This window comes from Mesorhizobium sp. M5C.F.Ca.ET.164.01.1.1 (assembly GCF_004792125.1).
Lineage (GTDB): Bacteria > Pseudomonadota > Alphaproteobacteria > Rhizobiales > Rhizobiaceae > Mesorhizobium > Mesorhizobium wenxiniae.
Map to the genome: position 1 here is coordinate 1 of NZ_SRTG01000117.1, position 432 is coordinate 432.

Consider the following 432-nt stretch of genomic DNA (forward strand, 5'->3'; position numbering starts at 1 on the left):
CCCCGGGTGGCCAGCATATGGCCAACACCTACCAAGGCGAGTTCCCGTTCCGCAACGATTGCGAGGACGGCTACGAATGGACGTCTCCGGTCGGCTCGTTTCCGGCAAACGGCTATGGGCTCCATGACATGGCCGGCAATGTCTGGCAGTGGACAACTGACTGGTACCAGGAGCACCGCCGCATCGACAGCCCTTGTTGCACGATGGCCAACCCGCACGGTGCCGAGCGTGAGGCAAGTTACGATCCGCTGACGCCCGACATCAGGATTCCGCGCAAGGTCACCAAGGGCGGGTCCTTCCTATGCGCCCCCAGCTACTGCCGGCGCTACCGCCCGGCCGCTCGCATGGCGCAGTCGGTGGACACATCGACCTGTCACCTCGGCTTCCGCTGCATCACGCGCCCAGCCTGATGAAGGCTGCACCTGCGCTCGG

At 65.0% G+C, this 432-nt stretch carries 1 protein-coding gene; it reads left to right on the plus strand.

The genetic code is table 11. From position 1 onward, the window contains the following. Positions 1 to 410, plus strand: a 410-nt coding sequence (locus EN807_RS32690; RefSeq protein ID WP_135937943.1) for an SUMF1/EgtB/PvdO family nonheme iron enzyme, incomplete at its 5' end; no start/stop codon positions are given. Positions 411 to 432 lie beyond the last annotated feature (22 nt).